We start from the raw sequence: 18,170 nt of genomic DNA on the forward strand, positions 1-18,170 counted from the left end.
TGCGCGCGTGCCACGGTGAAAGTGGCGTTAACCTCGGACCATGAGCACGGACCTGGATCTTGACGACCCGACGACCGACCCGTTCGACGTCGCTGCGGCGGCCGCTGAGTACATCGCGGCCAAGACGGGGGTGCCAGGGCACGACGTCGCGCTCGTCCTCGGCTCCGGCTGGGGCGGTGCGGCCGAGCTGATCGGTGATGTCGTCGCCGAGATCCCCACCGCCGAGATCCCCGGCTTCCGGGGGCCCGCGGTCAAGGGCCACCTGGCCACCACGCGGTCCATCCGCTTCGAGCGGCCCGACGGCGCGGTACGGCACGCGCTCGTCCTCGGCTCCCGCACCCACCTCTACGAGGGCCTCGGGCCCCGTCGCGTGGTGCACGGCGTCCGCACCGCCGCGGCCGCCGGCTGCGAGACCGTGATCCTCACCAACGGCTGCGGCAGCGTGCACATCGGCTGGCGTCCCGGCCAGCCCGTCCTCATCAAGGACCACCTGAACCTCACCGGGCAGACGCCGCTCGAGGGCGCCAAGTTCGCCGACATGACCGACGTGTACACGCCGCGCCTGCGCGACGTCGCCCGCAGCGTGGACCCGGACCTGCCCGAGGGCGTGTACGCGCAGTTCCACGGCCCGCAGTACGAGACGCCCGCCGAGGTCAAGATGGCCTCCCTGATGGGCGCCGACCTCGTCGGCATGTCGACGGCGCTGGAGGCCATCGCCGCCCGGCACTGCCGCATGGACGTGCTCGGCATCTCGCTGGCCACGAACCTGGCGGCCGGGATCAGCCCCCACCCGCTCTCGCACGAGGAGGTGCTGGAGGCGGGCCGGGAAGCCGGGCCGCGGATCAGCGACCTGCTCGCTCGGGTGATCAAGCAGGTCTGACGCCCGTGTCCGCCAACCTGCCTACCACCACCGAGGCGTCCTCCACGCCTGATCTCGTCACGCGCGCCGAGGCCTGGATGGCCGCCGACGTCGACCCGGCCGACGTCGCCGACCTGCGCAACCTGGTCGCCCGCACCACCGACGCCCACGTGGGCGAGCAGGCCGTCGCCGAGCTCGCCGACCGGTTCTCCGGCCTCCTGCAGTTCGGCACGGCCGGCCTGCGCGGCGCCATGGCCGCCGGCCCGAACCGGATGAACCGCGCGGTGGTGATCACCGCCGCCGCCGGCCTCGCCGCCTTCCTCACCAAGGAGTTCGGCCGCGGCACCCCCCGCGTGGTGGTCGGGTTCGACGCCCGGCACCGCTCGGCAGAGTTCGCCCGCGACACCGCGGCGGTACTCGTCGCTGCCGGTGCCGAGGTGCTGCTCATGCCCGCACCGGGCCCCACGCCCGTCCTCGCGTTCGCGGTGCGGCACCTGTCCGCCGACGCCGGCGTCATGGTCACCGCGAGCCACAACCCCGCCGCCGACAACGGCTACAAGGTGTACCTCGGCGGTCGCGTCGTCACCGACGCCGGCCAGGGCGCGCAGATCGTCCCGCCGTACGACGCCCTGATCGCCGGTGAGATCGCGCTCGTACGCGCCGCCAAGGACGTGCCGCGCGCCGAGTCCGGCTGGACCGTGCTCGGCAGCGAGATCACCGAGGACTACCACGCGGCGGTGGCCTCCCTGCACGACGGCGAGCCGCGCAACAAGCTCCGTATCGTCACCACGTCGCTGCACGGGGTGGGCGGCGCGGCCCTCGCGCGGGCGCTGGCCGAGGCCGGCTTCACCGACGTCGTACCGGTCGAGGAGCAGGCCGAGCCCGACCCGGACTTCCCCACCGTGGCGTTCCCCAACCCGGAGGAGCCCGGCGCCATCGACATGGCGCTCGCCCTCGCCCAGGACGCCCACGCGCAGCTCGTCATCGCGAACGACCCGGACGCCGACCGCTGCGCCGTCGCCGTCCTCGACCCGCAGTACGGGACGTACCAGGGTGCGGAGACAGCGTCCTCGCAGGGCTGGCGGATGCTGCACGGCGACGAGGTGGGCATGCTGCTCGGCTGGGACGCGGCCGAGCGCGCGGCGCAGGGTGGGCAAGGCGGCACGCTGGCCTGCTCGATCGTGTCGTCGCGCGCGCTGGCGGCGATCGCCGCCCGGCACGGCCTGGCGCACGCCACGACGCTCACCGGCTTCAAGTGGATCTCACGCACCCCGGGCCTCGTGTTCGGGTACGAGGAGGCGCTCGGCTACTGCGTCGACCCCGAGCACGTGCGGGACAAGGACGGGCTCTCGGCGGCGGTCGCCGTCGCCCAGCTGGCCAACCGCCTCGCCGCGGAGGGCCGCACGCTCCTGGACCGCCTCGACGACGTCGCCCGCGCCTGCGGGCTGCACGTCACCGGCCAGGTGTCTGCCCGGTTCGAGGACCTCGCGCTGATCGAGTCGACGATGGCGGCGCTCCGCACGTCGCCGCCGTCCGTCCTGGCGGGTTCGCCCGTGGACTCCGTGCGCGACCTCGCGGAAGGCCTCGACGGCCTGCCGCCCACCGACGGCGTCGTACTGCTGACCGCCGACGACACCCGCGTGATCGTGCGGCCCAGCGGCACCGAGCCCAAGGTCAAGTGCTACATCGAGGTGGTGTCGCCGGTCGACCCGGACGCCTCGGCCAACACCCTGTCCGCGGCGCGGGTGGCCGCGCGCGACCGCCTGGCCCGGGTCCAGGCAGACATCCGAACGGCGCTGGGCCTCTAACCCGAGGGCGACTGCCGAAGTAGAGCGCCTGTCCCCTTCCGCGTGAGGCGAGCCTCAAGAGGAACGGGGACAGGCGCTCTACTTCGGCGTCCCGGGACGGGCTGGTCGAGCTACTGGACGACCGCAGGAAGGACGTCCATGGCGTCCGGGTTGGCCTCCACGAACTCCGGCACCTCGTCCTTGGCCACCGCCTCCATGAGCGGGTCGAACACCGCCCGGTCGAGCACGACGATGGACTGCCCGTCGGCGCTGCGCCCGGTGCCGGAGTAGGGCGCGGTCATGAACGTGATGTCGTTCGTGGCCATGTCCTGGGCGCCCATGACGAGATCCTGGATCTTGTCGAACGTGAGGCCCTCGTCGACGGCCACCGAGCTGGTGATGGCCTCGAGGAAGCTGCCCATCTTCAGGGGATCGCTCATGCTGTTCTTCGCCTTGGCCACGATCGCCCGCATCCAGGCCTGCTGCCGCTGCACGCGGCCGAAGTCGCCGTTCGCCAATGCGTACCGCTCACGCGCGAACTCGAGTGCTTCCTCGCCGGTCATCGCCTGCCGCACGGAGCCGCCGTTGCCGTCGGGCACCGTGATCTCGACGCCGTCCAAGGAGTCGGTGAGAGCCTCGAACGACTCGAAGTCGGTCACCGCGAAGTGGTCGATCCGGACGCCCGTCAGGTCCTCGACCGTCCGGATCATGAGGGCTGGGCCGCCGTAGGAGAACGCGGCGTTGATCTTGGCCTCGCCGTAGCCGGGGATGGGTACCCAGGAGTCACGGGGGATGGAGATCGCCGCCGCCGACTTCCGGTCCGCCGCCAGGTGCACGAGCATGATCGCGTCGGTGCGCTGCGCACCGGCTTCCCACTGGGTCGGGTCGCCGGCCGAGATCCGGCTGTCGGAGCCGAGCACCAGGATGTTCACGGGTGCCGTCGGGCCCTCGACCGCGGGGGCGCTGGGCCGCGTCGAGGGATCGACGTCGGCGAACGGGTCGATCCGCTCCAGATTGTCGTCGAGCGACATCCGGTAGGCGTAGTAGGCCGCGACACCTCCCCCGCCCACGAGCAGCAGGGCGCCGACCACGAGGCCGGCGACAAATCCGCGGCTCCGACGTGCGCGCCGGGCGTGACGTAGATCCCCGTCCACCGGGTTGGGCGGGGCGAGAAGATCGCTCATTCGATCAGGTGCGGCCATAGATATTGATCATAGTGGCGAACGCGACTACTACTCTTGAGCCTGGCCCGCAACCGGAGCGTCGTTTCAGGGGTGAACCTCGGTGCCCGCCCAGGTGGCACCGAACAGTGAGGGGAGTCGCAGTGAACGCTGGCGCGAGACAGCCACAGGACCGCTCGATCCTCCTGGTCACGCACCATTTCGCACCCGAGACGGGAGCACCCCAGCGACGCTGGGGAGCACTCATCGAACACCTGGTCACCGTGGGTTTTCCGGTGACCGTCCTGGCGCCTCCGCCACACTACCCGTCGGGAAAGATCACCCACTCTTCACCTTCATACCTGCCTGGTTCCGTGCAGACGGGCACCAACGGCGAGAAGATCATCCGGGTGAATTTCCGCGAGCATTCTCACGGGCTCGGATCTCGGGCCGCGGACCAGACGGTCGCCGCGATCAGCTCGGTCCTGTACGGCATCCGGCCTTCCGCCGGCCGGCCTGCCGTCGTGATCGCGACGGTCCCCGGGATCCCGAGCGTCGTCGCCGGCTGGGCGCTCGCCCGCTGGCACCGCGCCCGGTTCGTCGTCGAGATGCGTGACGCCTGGCCCGACCTCATCCAGCCCAGCGGCATCCTCCTGCGCCGGGACCGGCCCGGCGGCCTGCGCCGTCGGCTCCGTGATCTCGCGGCGCGCGTGGTGCACCGCACCGTCACGCGCCTCCAGACCCGGGCGGATCTCGTGGTCACGACCACCGCCGCGTTCGCCGAGGTCCTGCGCGCACGCGGCGTCCGCAACGTGGCAGTGGTCCGCAACGGGACGGCGTTCGAACCGGTGCGTGAGAACGCTCCCGTGCGCCTCGCGGGCCGCCCCCTGCGGGTCGTCTACGCGGGCACGGTCGGCCGGTCGCAGGGGCTCGACGTCGCCGTGCGCGCCGCCGCCCTGGTCCAGGAGCGCGGTCACGCGCTGGACGTCCGCATAGTGGGGCACGGCAACGAGCTGGAACCGCTCCGGCAGCTGGCCACCGAGCTCGGCGCGCCGGTACGCGTCGAGCCCTCCGTGCCGTCCACCCAGGTGCGCGAGCTGTACGCCTGGGCGGACACCGTCGTCGTCTCCCTGCGGGACTGGGAGCCGTTCGAGTGGACGGTCCCGTCCAAGCTGTACGAGGTGATGGCGTCCGGTGTCCTCGCCTCGGCGAGCCTGGCCGGTGAGGCAGCGAACCTGGTCACGATCAACGGCGCGGGCGCCGTCGTGCGCCCCGGCGACGTCGAGGGGCTCGCCGACCTGTGGTGCGGCTGGCTGTCCGACGGCGTGGTGCCCGCGGCGTCGGCCGACGCCGCGGCCTGGGTCGCCGAGCACGCGAGCGACGGGGTGCTGGGCCACCGGTACGCCGAGCTCCTCGACGCCCTGCTCCCGAGCCCGGTGCCGGACGCCCCGCTCGACCGGAGGGCCCGGGTCTGATGGCGCTGCCGTTCCAGCGCGCGAGCGAGCTCGCGCGCAATCTCCGTTTCACCACGTCGTTCGTGGCGCGCACGCTCGTCGAGGATCCGCTCTGGCTCGCCGTCCAGGCGACCCGGCGGGCTCCGGAGCCGCTGCGCCGGCCCCTGGTGCGCGCCCTCGGGTTCGCTCCGGCTCCGTCGGCCTCGCACGCGCTGGGGCGGATGCTGGCCGGCGACGCGACCCGCGCGGCGGACGAGGCGGAACAGCTCCTGGCACGGCACGACGGCCGGGGCCGCCGGGTCGCGGCCGAGGTAGCCGTCGCGGTGGGCAGGCCCGAGCTGCTCGACGACGTCGACGGGGCAGGACCCGCGCGCTACCGGGCTGCCTGGCTGCTGGGCGACGCCGACTCCATCGGACCGGACGCACCCGCCGGGCTCCGCGCCCAGGTGGCCGTGCTGCAGCCGGAGCCGGCGGACGACGCGGCCACCCGGGCGCCCGACGCCGCCCCGGGGCCACCGGGCCCGGGCGGCATCACGGTGCTGCACCACCTGACCAACTCCCTGCCGCACACGCAGAGCGGCTACACGCTCCGCTCGCACGCGATCCTGATGGCGCAGCGCGCCGCGGGGACGCCCGCGGTCGCGACCACGCGCCCCGGCTACCCGTTGACCATCGGGTCGCTCACGGCCCGCGGGACCGACGTCGTCGACGGCGTCACCTACCACCGGCTGGTCCCGGACCGCATGGCGTCCGACGTCGCGCGCCGGATCGCGCAGGAGACCGACCTGCTCACCGAGGCCGCGCGGGACGCGGGCGCCGACGTCCTGCACACGACCACGCCGTCGACCAACGGGAGCCTGGCGCGCGCCGCCGCGCGGCGGCTCGGGATCCCGTGGGTCTACGAGGTGCGCGGGCTGCCCGAGGAGACCTGGGTGGCGTCGCACGGCACGCCCGCTGCGCGCGCCCGGGCGGCGTCGTCCCGCCGTCGGGCGCTGATGCAGGCCAAGGAGACCGAGCTCGCGCTCGCGGCCGACGCCGTGGTGACGCTCAGCGGAACCATGCGCGACGCGCTGGTGGCGCGCGGCGTCCCCGCCGACCACATCACCGTGGTGCCGAACGCGGTACCGGACAGCCTGATCGCAGCGCAGCACCCGACGCCGGAGGCGGCGCGGGCCGCGCTCGGCCTGGCGGCCGGGCCCGCGATCGGGACGGTGAGCAGCCTCGTCGACTACGAGGGCCTGGAGACGGTGGTCCGCACGGTGGCCACGCTGCGCGCCCGCGGGCACGACGTCACGGGCCTGCTGGTGGGCGACGGCGTCTCGCGGCCCGGGCTGGCGCGCCTCGCGGACGAGCTGGGCGTCGCCGACCACGTGGTGCTCCCGGGACGGGTACCGCCGGCCGTGGCGCAGACCTGGCTGGCCGCGCTCGACGTCGTGCTGGTGCCGCGTCGCGACCACGAGGTCACGCGCCTCGTGACCCCGCTCAAGCCCGTCGAGGCGATGGCGGTGGGCCGCCCGGTGGTCGCCAGCGACCTGCCCGCCCTGGTGGAGGCCGTGGGCGGCGCGGGGCTGCACGTCGGCGCGGATGATCTGGCCGGCTGGGCCGATGCGGTCGCTACCCTCTTGGACGACGCCGGACGGCGTGCCGAGCTGGTCGAGCTGGGCCGGGCGGTGGCCATCGAGAGGACATGGGTGAGGAACGCGGAGACGTATCTGGGGATCTACCGGGAGTGTCTGGGGGTGAAGGCATGAGCTCGGGCCCGGAGACCTCGTCGTACGCGGCCCTGTTCGACGCGTCGCCGACGACCACCAAGCTCGTGACGCTCGGCAACCTGTCGCGCGTCGGCGCACGGCCCCCGCTGGGGCAGTACATCAGCCTGCTCTGGGCACGCCGGCACTTCCTGTGGGCGGACGCGCGGGCCAAGGTCACCAGCGGTACGCGGCAGAGCCTGCTGGGCCAGGCCTGGCTGATCCTGGACCCGCTGATCAACGGCGCCGTGTACTACCTGGTGTTCGGCCTGCTGATGAAGAACGCGCGGGGCATCGAGAACTTCCTGGGTTACCTGCTGATCGGCGTGTTCCTGTTCCAGTTCACCACCGCATCGATCAACGGTGGGGCGCGCTCTGTACAGACCGGCAAGAACCTGATCCGGGCGTTCACGTTCCCACGGGCGGCGCTGCCGATCTCGGTGGTGCTGCGCAACCTGCTCAACCTGGGCCCCACGCTCGTGGTGCTCGGTGCGCTGATCTACTTCATCCCCCCGGTCGAGGAGTACACCTGGCGCATCGCCCTGGTGCCCGCCGTCCTGGCGCTCCAGGTCATGTTCACCACGGGGCTGTCTCTCCTGGTGGCCCGGTGGGCGGCCGCGCTGCCCGACGTCGCGAACCTCATCAGGATGTCGATGCGCATCTGGCTGTACGCGTCCGCGGTGTTCTTCTCGTTCGACGACCTGCTCAAGGACCGGCCCGACATCCAGATGGTGCTCGAGGCGAACCCGATGTTCATCGTGCTGGACATCGTGCGCGACTGCGTCCTGTACGCGACCACTCCCGACCCGATGCGCTGGGTGTGGCTCGGCGGCTGGGCCGTCGGCATGCTGCTGATCGGGTTCATCACCTTCTGGCAGGCGGAGGAGAGCTATGGCCGCTGACCTCGACTACCCGATGCCGCCGCCGCAGCTCAGCCAGGGCCGTCCCGCATCGATGCCGGTGCCGGTGCAGCGGCCGCTGACGGGAGCGATCCCGATGTCGGTGCAGGCCCCGCCGCACACGGGCCAGCTCGCCGCCGTCGCGCCACGGTCCGGGAGCACTCCCGTGCTGTGGCCCACGGTCGCCGTCCAGGGCCTGCGCATGTTCTACCGGACGCCGTCGACCGACACGTCCAGCGGCCGCCGCGCCAGGCTCAAGCGGACGGTGCTCAACGCGCTGGGCCAGGAGCCCAAGGTGACGGTGCGCGCGCTGACGGACATCTCGTTCGTGGCCAACTCCGGCGAGCAGATCGGCATCGTCGGCCAGAACGGCTCCGGCAAGAGCACGCTCCTGCGGATCATCGCGGGCCTGGAGAAGCCGACCAAGGGCCAGGTGCTGGCCGAGAGCACGCCGGTGCTCATCGGCGTGAACGCCGCGCTGGTCCCCGACCTGCCCGGCGAGGAGAACGTACGGCTCGGCTGCCTGGCGATGGGCCTGTCCCCCGCCGAGGCGCAGGCCGCCATCCCCGACGTCATCGAGCTGGCCGGCCTCGGCAAGTCCATCTACCTGCCCATGCGCACCTACTCCTCGGGTATGGCCGCACGCCTGCGCTTCGCCATCGCGACGGCGGCACGCCCCCACATCCTGCTCATCGACGAGGCCCTGGCCACCGGTGACGCCGCGTTCAAGGAACGCAGCGAGGTCCGCATGGAGCGCCTACGGAAAGAAGCGGGAACGGTGTTCCTCGTGAGCCATGCGGCACAGACCATCGAGGAGTCGTGCACCCGCGCCATCTGGCTGCACCACGGCCGCCTCGTGCTCGACGGCGAGGCCCAGGACGTCGCCGTCCGGTACCGCAAGTGGGCGTGGGCCCATGCGAAGGACAAGCCGGACGACGCCAAGCAGATTCTCGAAGAAGCCTTCGCCGAACGACGGGAGACAGAGGTGCGGTTCGACACGCCCGAGCCGGTCAAGGGACCGGTCCGCGAGCGGCATGCCCGCCCCACGGGACGCGACGCCAAGCAGGCGAGGGCCAGGGCAGCGCGTGTCGCGGCGCTCCAGGCCGAGGCGGGCGACCTGTGAACCGGCCCCTCGTCATGACCGTCTACGGGACACGCCCCGAGGCCATCAAGGTCGCCCCGGTCATCGCTGCCCTCGAGGCCGACGACCGGTTCGAGTCGATGACCGTCGTCACCGGCCAGCACCGGGAGATGCTCGACCAGGTCAACGAGGTCTTCGGCATCGTGCCGGACCACGACCTCGACATCATGAGCCACGGCCAGACGCTCGGGCAGATCTTCGCCCGGGTCATGAGCCGGCTCGACCCGATCCTCGCGGAGCACCGGCCCGACGCCGTCATCGTCCAGGGCGACACATCGACGTCGGCGGCCGCCGCGCTCGCCGCGTTCTACCGGCAGATCCCGGTGGTGCACCTGGAGGCGGGGCTGCGCAGCGGCGACATCATGTCGCCGTTCCCGGAGGAGGCGAACCGCAAGATCACCTCGCAGATCGCCGCGCTGCACCTGGCACCGACCCTGCGGAGCCTCGCCAACCTCGTCGCCGAGGGCGTCCAGCTGGAGAACATCGTGGTGACCGGCAACACGGTCATCGACGCCCTGTACCTCGCGGTGCAGCGCCGGACGGCGTTCACCGACCCGGCGGTCGCCCGGGTGGCGTCGTCGGGCCGTCGCCTGGTGCTGGTGACCACCCACCGCCGGGAGAACTGGGGCGACGCCATGGAGGGTGTCGGCCGGGCTCTGGCGCGGATCGCCGGACGGTTCCCCGACGTCGAGGTGGTGCTGCCCGTGCACCGCAACCCCGTGGTGCGTGACGCCGTGCTGCCGCACCTCGCCGGGCTGTCGAACGTCACGGTGACCGAGCCGCTGGGCTACGGCGAGTTCACCCATCTGCTGTCGCTCTCCACGCTGGTGCTCACCGATTCCGGCGGCCTCCAGGAGGAGGCGCCGAGCCTCGGCAAGCCGGTGCTGGTGATGCGGGACAACACCGAACGCCCCGAGGCCGTCGAAGCAGGCACCGCCCGCCTGATCGGGACCGCCGAGGAGCGTGTGGTGGCCGAGGTGAACCGGCTGCTGACGAACGAGGCCGCCTACGCCGCCATGGCGCAGGCCGTCAACCCGTACGGGGACGGGCACAGCGCGCAGCGGGTGCTGGACGCGACGGCGCGCGTGCTCGCGCCGGTGCTGCCCGACGTGCTGCCCGACTTCGACCTGGTGGACGAGCAGTTCACCGCCGTTTCCGCAGAGGCAGTTTCCGCAGAGGGTGGGGTATGAGCAAGAGCAAGACCAGGGTCTTCATCTACGGCTCGTGCGTGTCGCGGGACACGTTCGAACACCTGGATCCCGAGCAGTTCGAGCTCGTCGCGTACGTGGCGCGCCAGTCGGCGCTGAGCGCGTACACCCGCCCGGTCGAGCTCATGGCGCCGCCGACCCTCGAGTCGCAGTTCCAGCAGCGGATGATCTCCGGTGACTTCGCGTCGAGCCTGCGGCCGCAGATCGCCTCGTCCGCTGCCGGCACCGACCTCGTGCTGGTCGACCTCGTCGACGAGCGCCTGGGCGCCTACCTGCTGCCCGACGGGTCGGTGATCACCCGGTCGCTGGAGCTCATCCAGTCCGGCGCCGAGCAGTACCTGCCCCAGGGTGCCCAGTACCTCGCGTTCGGCACGCAGCAGCACTTCGAGTACTGGCAGACGGCGATCAGCTACATCGGGGAACGCCTGCGGCACTACATGCCGCAGGCCACCGTGGTGCTGCTCGACATCCCGTGGGCGGAGTGGTCCGAGACCGGCGAGAAGACGCCGGACTCCTTCGGCGTCTCGGCCGGGGACGCGAACCCGGTGTTCCAGTCGTACGCACAGTTCGCGGCGCAGTCGCTGGCCACGCAGGTGATCTCGCTGGACCCGTCCGAGGTCGTGTCCAGCGCTACCCACCCGTGGGGCGACGCGCCGTTCCACTACGCGGAGAACGTGTACCTGAACATCGTGCAGCGGCTCACGGGTGCCGAGGGCCGGGTGATCTGGGGGGCGGGCGCGACCCGGACGATGACCGCGGACCTGCCGGTGCAGCAGGACGCCGGGAGCGCGGCCGGCGCGAGCGGCACCGTGCCCGAGCGCGCGAGCGTCCAGCAGCGGCTGGCCGGTGCCGTGCAGGACGCACAGGCCCCCGCCGCGCCGCTCCGGCGGCTGGAGGGCGGTCCGAACTTCCTCATCGCGGGCACCCAGCAGGGTGGGACGCAGTGGCTGCAGCACCAGCTCAGCCGTCATCCGCACGTCGACGTGGTCAAGGACGCCGCTCCGTTCTTCAGCCGGCCCGGTCGGCTCACGAAGGACGAGGAGATCCAGAAGTTCCTCGAGCCCTTCGCGGACGGCAGCAAGCCGCTGCGTGGCCACCGCTCACCCGGATACTTCTGGGTGGCCGACCCCCGGAGCGAGTTCTCCCCGCCACGGAAGCACGACACGGCCGCCGCGATCCGGGACATGCTGGACCCGAACGCGCCCGTCCTGCTCAGCCTGCGCAACCCCGTCGAACGAGCGATCTCGGCGTACTGGCGGCACTTCTCGAACGCCGAGATCGAGCTGGGCGCCGGCATCTTCCAGACCCCGGCCCGGCTGGGGATCGTCGACCGCGGCTTCTACCGGCGGCACTACGAGGACTGGGCCCGCACGCTCGGCCCGGAACGCCTGCGGGTGCTCGTCTTCGACGACCTCGTCGAGCGTCCGCGCGTCTACCTGCAGGAGGCGCTCAGCGCCCTGCGGGTCGGCGACTCGCCGGAGTTCTGGGATTCCCTCAAGCCCAAGGTAAAGGTCGGTAACGTCGGCTGGCTCCCGCAGTTCAAGAAGCAGAGCCCCATCACCGCTCAGGAGATCGCGGCGCTTCACGCGCTCTATGCCGACGACATCCGGTTCATGGAAGAACTGCTCGGCCGCGAGCTGCCGAGATGGCACAACGTCGGGCGCCTCGTCAAGCAGTACACCGCCGAAGGAAAGTAGAACCGTGTACGACTCAGCCGCCGCACGCGACCCCCTCGGTTGCGTATTCATCGTCACCTACGGGCGATCCGGCTCGACCCTGCTCCAGGGCATCCTCAACTCGATCCCTGGCTACGTGATCCGCGGCGAGAACGGCGACTCCCTGTACAGCCTGTTCGCGTACTTCAACACGCTCGACAAGGCGAGCCGCGAGCACACCGACCCGGCCAAGAAGTCGCCGGACACGCCGTCGCACCCCTGGTTCGGGATCAACCAGTTCTCGCCCGAGACGACTCTCGCGCTGCTGCGCTCGCTCGTGCTCGCCTCTCTGCTGCAGCCTCCGGCGGGAACCCGCGTGACGGGGTTCAAGGAGATCCGCTGGGTGCACTCCAACTGGCGCCCCTACGCCGACTTCCTGGTCCGCCTCTTCCCCCGGGCACGGTTCGTCATCAACACCCGGGACCACGCCGACGTGCTGGCGAGCAAGTGGTGGAAGGACCGGGAGAACGGCGCCGCCATCCTCGAGCGCGCGGAAGCCCAGTTCAACGAGCTGGAGGCCGCGTACCCGAACCGGACCTACCGGCTGCACTACAACGATTATGTCGCCGACCCCGAAACCCTCAAGGGGCTCTTCGAGTGGCTCGGCGAACCGTTCGACAAGGAAAGAGTGAATGACGTCTTCACGCGCAAGCACTCTTACTGAGAGAGCAGCGATCACGCCCGACGCGTGAGCGCTCGGCCCTCCGTCATCGATTCCCCAGAAGAAAGTTGACATGCATCCCTATCAGGACCTCCCAAGTCGCGCCTTCTGGAAGCAGGCTGTTGCGCAGCGCAACCCGATGGAGTTCGCGGACGTGTACATCCCGCGCTTCGAGATCGCACGAACGACTCGGATCACCGCAGCCGGAAGCTGCTTCGCGCAGCACATCGGCAGGCAGTTCAAGAGCCGGGGTTACGGTTTCGTCGACGTGGAGCCGGCCCCCGCATCCCTGCCCGAGGAGGCGCACAGCAAGTTCGGCTTCGGGATCTACTCCGCTCGATACGGGAACATCTACAGCGCGCGACAGCTCGTGCAGACCTTCGCGCGGGCGCGCGGCGAGCACACACCCGTCGACGAGTACTGGACCGACGGCGAGCGTTTCTACGACCCGTACCGACCTTCGATCGAGCCCCGTGGGTACTCGAGCCTCGAGGAGCTTCGCATCCACCGCGACGCACACCTGAGAGCCGTGGACTCGCTCCTCGCCCGGACCGACCTGTTCGTCTTCACGTTCGGACTCACCGAGGCGTGGGAGAACCTGGAGGACGGGACGATCTATCCGACGTGCCCAGGCACGGTCCACGGGGACTTCGACGAGACCAAGCACGGATTCGTCAACTTCACGTTCCGACAGGTGCTTGAGGACTTCGAGTCCTTCATCGCCTACGCGCGGTCGATCAACCCGGCGATGCGATTCCTGATCACGGTGTCACCGGTTCCACTGACGGCTACGGCGTCCGGTGCCCACGTCCTTCCCGCCACGGTCGCTTCGAAGTCGATCCTTCGTGCTGTGTGCAGCGAGCTGTACGACACGTACGACTTCGTCGACTACTTCCCCTCCTACGAGCTCGTTTCCTCGCACCCGATGCGAGCCCTGGCCTACGAGCCCAACTTGCGGTCGGTCTCCGCCGCAGGCGTTGCACAGGTGATGGATGTCTTCTTCTCGGCGCACGGCGACACCGGCGAGCCGAAACCTGTTCGAGCAGCGGATACGACCGCGGCCCCGACGACGCCTGAGCGAACTGCGGACGACGTCGTCTGCGACGAGCTGATCCTCGAGGCTTTCGGACGATGACGACGGTGACGACATACATTGCGGGCAACTCCCACGTCATCTGCCTCATCGGCGCGGCCCGGCAGTCCGTCGCCGGCCAGGCGAAGCACCTCGACGCCAAGCGGGTCGCACCACGCCACTTCGCGGTCGGTGACGCAGGAATCTTCTTCACCGGCCTCACGAAGGACCTGCTCACACCGGGCATCTTCGGCGCTGTCGATCAGGGGTCGCTCACGTTCACCGACCAACGCTTCCAGCAGGACCTTGCCGAATGGACCGGTGACAAGACGGTCCCCGCGACGAGCCCGTGGGGCTTCTGCAACGTCGCGAACACCTCGCGGCGGCTCTACCGTGACGCGATGTGGCGCACCTTCGCGCCGACTCATCTGGCGCAGGGCGGACTGACCCCACTGACGGACGACGCGATCAGAGCCATGCTCGAGTGGGATCACCGAGGCACACGGATGGTCTACGAACGGCTCGCCGTTCTCGGCGTTCCCGCCTTCGCGATCTCCGGGCCACCGCCCCGACGCAATCACCCAGCCATGACCGAGGACGGTTACCGACCCGAGCTCCTGCAGCATCTTGACTCGCTCTCGCGGGAGGTGTGGCGCGACTGGCTCGCCGGCCGAGATCTCGCGCTGATCGAGCCTCCCGTCGAAGCGGCCGACGCCGACGGCTTCCTGCGACCCGAGTTCGAGAACGTGCGGGAAGAGGGCGAGGCCGACCGCATCCACGCGAACGAGCTGTACGGGGAGCTCATGGTTGCCCGTATCGCCGAACATGTAGTCCGCATCGGGCCTGAGAAGTCATGATTCCTGCGCCCATGGCCGCCGAGACGGTCGATCCCGTCCCGCCTGGTGCTCGCCTGCTGCACATCGGCCTGCCGAAGACCGGGTCGACCGCGCTGCAGTACGCGGCCTCACGACTCAAGAAGAGGCTCCGCAACGAGGGTGTCATCTACCCGGGCCGGGGCGAGAACCACCACAAGGCGACCTCGTGGCTCGCCGGGCTGCGGGTCGGGTATCTCTCCGACCCGACACCGCAGGAGCAGTGGTGGCTGAACCTCAAGCAGGAGCTCGACCGGCACGAGGCCAGGCGCGGTCTCGTCTCCTTCGAGATGATCTGCACGACGAACCTGGACGGGGCGCGCCGCACCGTCGACGCCCTCGGGGACGGCGGGCGGGTCCCCGTGCACGTGACGCTGGTCCTGCGTAACTTCGGCACGTTCGTGCCGTCCTACTGGCAGGAGAGCCTCAAGCGGGGCAACACGGAGTCGCTCGACACGTACCTTCGTCGGGTGCTCAAGGATCCCGCCACCGTCGAGGCGTCCGGCGCCTTCCACCGGCGTGACGGCTACGGCCTGCTCGAACGGTGGTCCGCTGCGGTAGGCCCGGAGAACATCACGGTCATCGTCCTCGAGAAGGACCGTCCCACGCGCCTGCTCGACACCTTCGAGTCGATGCTGGCCCTCCCGGCGGGGATCCTGCACTCCGAGCCCCCGGTCGGCACCGGCGCCAACCGGAGCATGTCCGCAGCGGAAGCGGCACTCGTCCACCGGCTCAACCAGCAGGTCATCGGCGAGTGGCAGGCTTCGTCGCGCGAGCACCGGAACCTCGTGCACCACGGCGTCGTCCACCGCCTGCTGTCCAGCCGCGAGCCCGAGGCGTCCGAGGGCAAGCTGCGGATCCCGGTGTGGGCCGCCGAGTCGTGCGTCGAGGCGGGGCGCATCCTGGCCGACAGCGTGCGGTCGACGGGTGTACGGGTCGTCGGAGATCTGGCAGAGCTGGAGCGTCCGGTACCCACCGCCGACTCCGCTGCGCTGGCGGACCCCGACGTCGTCCCCTTCGACTTCGCGGTCCAGGCGCTGCTGGGCATGTTCGCCCGCTCCACGGGCTGGTCGGCCGACCACACGACGCCGCTCAAGCAGTAGAAGGCTTGGCCTGTTCAGGTCAGCTCAGGCGCTGTGCGCCCTCGTAGACGCCTATGACGGCACGCAGCGCGAGCTCGCTCGGGATCCGCTCCGGCACGCCGGCCGGAGCCGTTCCCGGAAGCGGTGCGGCGGCCAGGTCCGCGACGTCGCCGTCCGTCCGCGCGCCGCCGACTTCCTGTACGGCGGACGCGCGCAGCCGGTGCGCGTCGGCCTCGTCCAGCATCCCGAGCTGGACGGCGCGTCGCGCCAGTCCACCGGCCGCGATCAGAGCGAGGTCGCTCGTCACCTCCCCCGGGAGGGGCGCTGGGTCACCGACCCGTCCCGCCGCCGCGAGATCGGAGAGGTCACCGACGACGCGGACGCCGGCGGACTCGATCTGCTCGGCGATCCGGATCGCCGCGGTCGCCGCATGTCTGGTCACCCGTTCAGGCACCCGCAGCGAAGGCTCGTCCGTCCGCCGCGGCCGCTCAGCGATGACGGTGTTCACCGCACCGCCGTGGAAGAGGTCTCTGCGGGCGCGGGACCCTGTCTCCAGGAAGATCCGCTCAGCGGCCTGCCTGAAGAACTCTGTCTCGACCGCGCTCATGCCCGAGTTGGCGGTGACCCGCTCCAGCGTCCCGCGGCGCTGTCCGAGCAAGTCCTCGAAGACCCGGAAGATGTGGTCGCGGTCCGTGGGATCGAGCACGACGACCGTCATGTTCTCCGGGCCGAACGCGTCCGCCCACCGTCCCACGAGGTTGGTGCCGTCGCGCTCCTTGAAGACGTCGCCGCCGGGCATGCGCAGCATCGGCAGCTCACGGAACGCCTCGTCCAGCCACGCGTCGAAGGGCCGGAACTCCGCGTTCTTGACGCACTGTTGCCACGTGGACAGGAGCATCCCTGGCAGCGGCCGAAGCGTCAGCACCACGTGGGTAGGCATGGTGAATGCCGCCCGGACCCGCGCGACGTCGCGCGCGTCGGCAGTCGAGAAGGTCTCGCTGCTCACCAGCGCGTAGTCGCGTTCGTCGTTCACGAGCTGCTTGAGGATGCCCGTCGACCAGTGGGCCGGTGCGCGCCCCGTGAGCCAGGGTTCCTTGGGGTAGCCGAGCAACGACCTCGCGAACCGGCGGTGGTTCTCGTACCGGCCCGGGTACATCACCCCGCCTGCACGGAGCCGCTGACGCGATCCGGCCGCCGACTGCTGCAGCGACGTCGTGCCGGTCTTGGGCGCGCCGATGTGGAGCACCGTGGTGCCCCGGGGCAGTGCGGCTACCTCGGTCACGACGTCCTCCGGCTCTCGAGCTTCGACGGTCATCTCGGCAGCAGCTCCGCGAAGTCCACCGACATGTCGTGCATCGTGTAGGACGCCGCGAACTGCTCCGCGGCCTGCGCCCGTGCACCGTTCTGCCGGTCCAGACCGCGTTCGATCGCCTCGGCCAGCGCATCCACCCGGGACGCGGCCTCGACGTCGAAGAACTCGACCCACTGCTCGTCGCCGTACTCCGCGCGCAGGTGCGGTTCGCCCGGAACCACGCACGGGACACCGAGGGTCGCGGCCAGCAGCATGCTCCCCGAGTTCAGGATCCGCGTGTACGGCAGCGCGAACAGGTCGCACGCGGAGGCCCAGGTGACCACCTCCTCGTCCGTGAGCTGTCCGTGACGCCGGTGCACCGTGACGTTCCCCGGCATCGCCGCCTCGATCTCCGCCATCGCCTCGGCGGTGGTGCCGCCGGCGAGCAGCATCGAGACGCGGGGGTTGCGCTCGGCGAGGAGGCCCGCGGCCCGCAGCAGGTCACCGAGACCCTTGTACGGGCGGATCCCGCCCACTATCCCGATGACCAGGTCACCGGGAGGGATGGTGCCGATCCGCCGCCGTGCCGCTCGACGCCCCGGCGACGGCTCGTAGACGCCCTGGTAGCTCGCGTGCCGGACACGGGACACCTTCTCGGCCGGGAGCTCGTAGTACTCCGAGACCACCTCGGCGGTCTGCGAGTTGAGCACGATGATCCGGGACGACCGGCGGGCGAGCACCTTCGCGAGCTCGACCTCCTCGGCGTCGTAGTCCGTGTCGTGGGAGATGGTGTTGTGCACGGTCCAGAAGACCTCCACGCCACGGGACCGGGCGCCGGACAGCGCGCCGTCGAGCCGCGCGATGCGCGACCGGAGCTCTGCCACGTCCTTGACGTTCTCGGCGACCGGGCTCGTCCAGTGGATGTGCAGGATGTCACCGGCCTCGAGCACCTGGAGCTCGTTCAGCAGCTCGTGGTAGCGCCACTTGCCGTCGACCCGCCAGCCCTGCGAACGAGCCTCCATGTAGAGCATGTTCAGATAGGGGTTCGTGGTCCAGTAGGGGAACACACTGATCCTGGCCACGTCATCGCTCCTGTTCCTGGGCGCCGACCAAGGTCGACGGCCCCGCGGGCACCGGTTCGGGCTCGAGCCGGGGCAGGTCCTCGGACCAGGCCAGCTCCGTCGTCCGGACCGTCCCGTCGTCGTACCGCACGGAGACCAG

The 18,170-nt window shown here is 70.8% G+C and carries 15 protein-coding genes; 12 read left to right on the plus strand and 3 right to left on the minus strand.

Annotated elements, in window-relative coordinates; genetic code table 11:
• Positions 1 to 40: 40 nt before the first annotated feature.
• Both ACFO6V_RS19435 and ACFO6V_RS19440 read left to right on the plus strand, forming a co-directional pair.
• Positions 41 to 880, plus strand: coding sequence for a purine-nucleoside phosphorylase (locus tag ACFO6V_RS19435; RefSeq protein ID WP_377138102.1), 840 nt, complete (start codon positions 41 to 43; stop codon positions 878 to 880).
• Positions 881 to 957: 77 nt separating this feature from the next.
• Positions 958 to 2,667 (plus strand): phospho-sugar mutase, encoded by a 1,710-nt coding sequence (locus ACFO6V_RS19440; protein ID WP_377138193.1) that lies wholly within the window; start codon positions 958 to 960, stop codon positions 2,665 to 2,667.
• Positions 2,668 to 2,777: 110 nt separating this feature from the next.
• On the opposite strand, the gene ACFO6V_RS19445 is transcribed toward ACFO6V_RS19440, so the two are convergent.
• Positions 2,778 to 3,830: an LCP family protein gene (locus tag ACFO6V_RS19445; protein WP_377138104.1), complete on the minus strand. Its 1,053-nt coding sequence runs from the start codon at positions 3,828 to 3,830 to the stop codon at positions 2,778 to 2,780.
• Between the two features lie 140 nt (positions 3,831 to 3,970).
• Here ACFO6V_RS19445 and ACFO6V_RS19450 point away from each other — a divergent pair, with 140 nt between their 5' ends.
• The 10 genes from ACFO6V_RS19450 to ACFO6V_RS19495 all read left to right on the plus strand — a co-directional run bounded on the left by ACFO6V_RS19450 (position 3,971) and on the right by ACFO6V_RS19495 (position 15,679).
• On the plus strand, positions 3,971 to 5,281 hold the full coding sequence (locus ACFO6V_RS19450; RefSeq protein ID WP_377138106.1) for a glycosyltransferase family 4 protein: 1,311 nt from the start codon (positions 3,971 to 3,973) through the stop codon (positions 5,279 to 5,281).
• Positions 5,281 to 7,011, plus strand: a complete 1,731-nt coding sequence (locus tag ACFO6V_RS19455; RefSeq protein ID WP_377138108.1) for a glycosyltransferase — start codon at positions 5,281 to 5,283, stop codon at positions 7,009 to 7,011. Before ACFO6V_RS19450 ends, ACFO6V_RS19455 begins: the two co-directional genes overlap by 1 nt.
• Positions 7,008 to 7,910: an ABC transporter permease gene (locus ACFO6V_RS19460; protein ID WP_377138110.1), complete on the plus strand. Its 903-nt coding sequence runs from the start codon at positions 7,008 to 7,010 to the stop codon at positions 7,908 to 7,910. The genes ACFO6V_RS19455 and ACFO6V_RS19460 overlap by 4 nt, the downstream gene beginning before the upstream one ends.
• Complete coding sequence (locus ACFO6V_RS19465) at positions 7,900 to 9,030, plus strand: ABC transporter ATP-binding protein (protein ID WP_377138112.1); 1,131 nt, start codon at positions 7,900 to 7,902, stop codon at positions 9,028 to 9,030. The genes ACFO6V_RS19460 and ACFO6V_RS19465 overlap by 11 nt, the downstream gene beginning before the upstream one ends.
• A gap of 14 nt (positions 9,031 to 9,044) precedes the next feature.
• Complete coding sequence (gene wecB, locus ACFO6V_RS19470) at positions 9,045 to 10,238, plus strand: non-hydrolyzing UDP-N-acetylglucosamine 2-epimerase (RefSeq protein ID WP_377138195.1); 1,194 nt, start codon at positions 9,045 to 9,047, stop codon at positions 10,236 to 10,238.
• Positions 10,235 to 11,953: a DUF6270 domain-containing protein gene (locus tag ACFO6V_RS19475; RefSeq protein WP_377138114.1), complete on the plus strand. Its 1,719-nt coding sequence runs from the start codon at positions 10,235 to 10,237 to the stop codon at positions 11,951 to 11,953. The genes wecB and ACFO6V_RS19475 overlap by 4 nt, the downstream gene beginning before the upstream one ends.
• 4 nt (positions 11,954 to 11,957) lie before the next feature.
• The gene (locus ACFO6V_RS19480; RefSeq protein ID WP_377138116.1) at positions 11,958 to 12,635 is read left to right on the plus strand and encodes a sulfotransferase family protein; all 678 of its coding nucleotides are present in this window, start codon (positions 11,958 to 11,960) and stop codon (positions 12,633 to 12,635) included.
• Between the two features lie 70 nt (positions 12,636 to 12,705).
• Positions 12,706 to 13,767 carry a GSCFA domain-containing protein gene (locus ACFO6V_RS19485; RefSeq protein WP_377138118.1) on the plus strand — a complete coding sequence of 354 codons (1,062 nt, stop codon included), beginning with the start codon at positions 12,706 to 12,708 and terminating at the stop codon, positions 13,765 to 13,767.
• A 5-nt stretch (positions 13,768 to 13,772) separates the two neighbouring features.
• The gene (locus ACFO6V_RS19490) at positions 13,773 to 14,561 is read left to right on the plus strand and encodes a hypothetical protein (protein WP_377138120.1); all 789 of its coding nucleotides are present in this window, start codon (positions 13,773 to 13,775) and stop codon (positions 14,559 to 14,561) included.
• Positions 14,562 to 14,572: 11 nt separating this feature from the next.
• Positions 14,573 to 15,679 carry a hypothetical protein gene (locus ACFO6V_RS19495; protein ID WP_377138122.1) on the plus strand — a complete coding sequence of 369 codons (1,107 nt, stop codon included), beginning with the start codon at positions 14,573 to 14,575 and terminating at the stop codon, positions 15,677 to 15,679.
• Positions 15,680 to 15,698: 19 nt separating this feature from the next.
• Here ACFO6V_RS19495 and ACFO6V_RS19500 read toward each other — a convergent pair whose 3' ends face one another.
• Together ACFO6V_RS19500 and ACFO6V_RS19505 are read right to left on the minus strand one after the other, a co-directional pair.
• Positions 15,699 to 16,973: a hypothetical protein gene (locus ACFO6V_RS19500; protein ID WP_377138124.1), complete on the minus strand. Its 1,275-nt coding sequence runs from the start codon at positions 16,971 to 16,973 to the stop codon at positions 15,699 to 15,701.
• The gene (locus tag ACFO6V_RS19505; protein ID WP_377138126.1) at positions 16,970 to 18,031 is read right to left on the minus strand and encodes a glycosyltransferase family 4 protein; all 1,062 of its coding nucleotides are present in this window, start codon (positions 18,029 to 18,031) and stop codon (positions 16,970 to 16,972) included. The genes ACFO6V_RS19500 and ACFO6V_RS19505 overlap by 4 nt, the downstream gene beginning before the upstream one ends.
• Between the last annotated feature and the right edge of the window lie 139 nt (positions 18,032 to 18,170).

Origin of the sequence: Promicromonospora alba (genome assembly GCF_042654905.1) — a bacterium.
In the GTDB taxonomy this organism is placed as follows: domain Bacteria; phylum Actinomycetota; class Actinomycetes; order Actinomycetales; family Cellulomonadaceae; genus Promicromonospora; species Promicromonospora alba.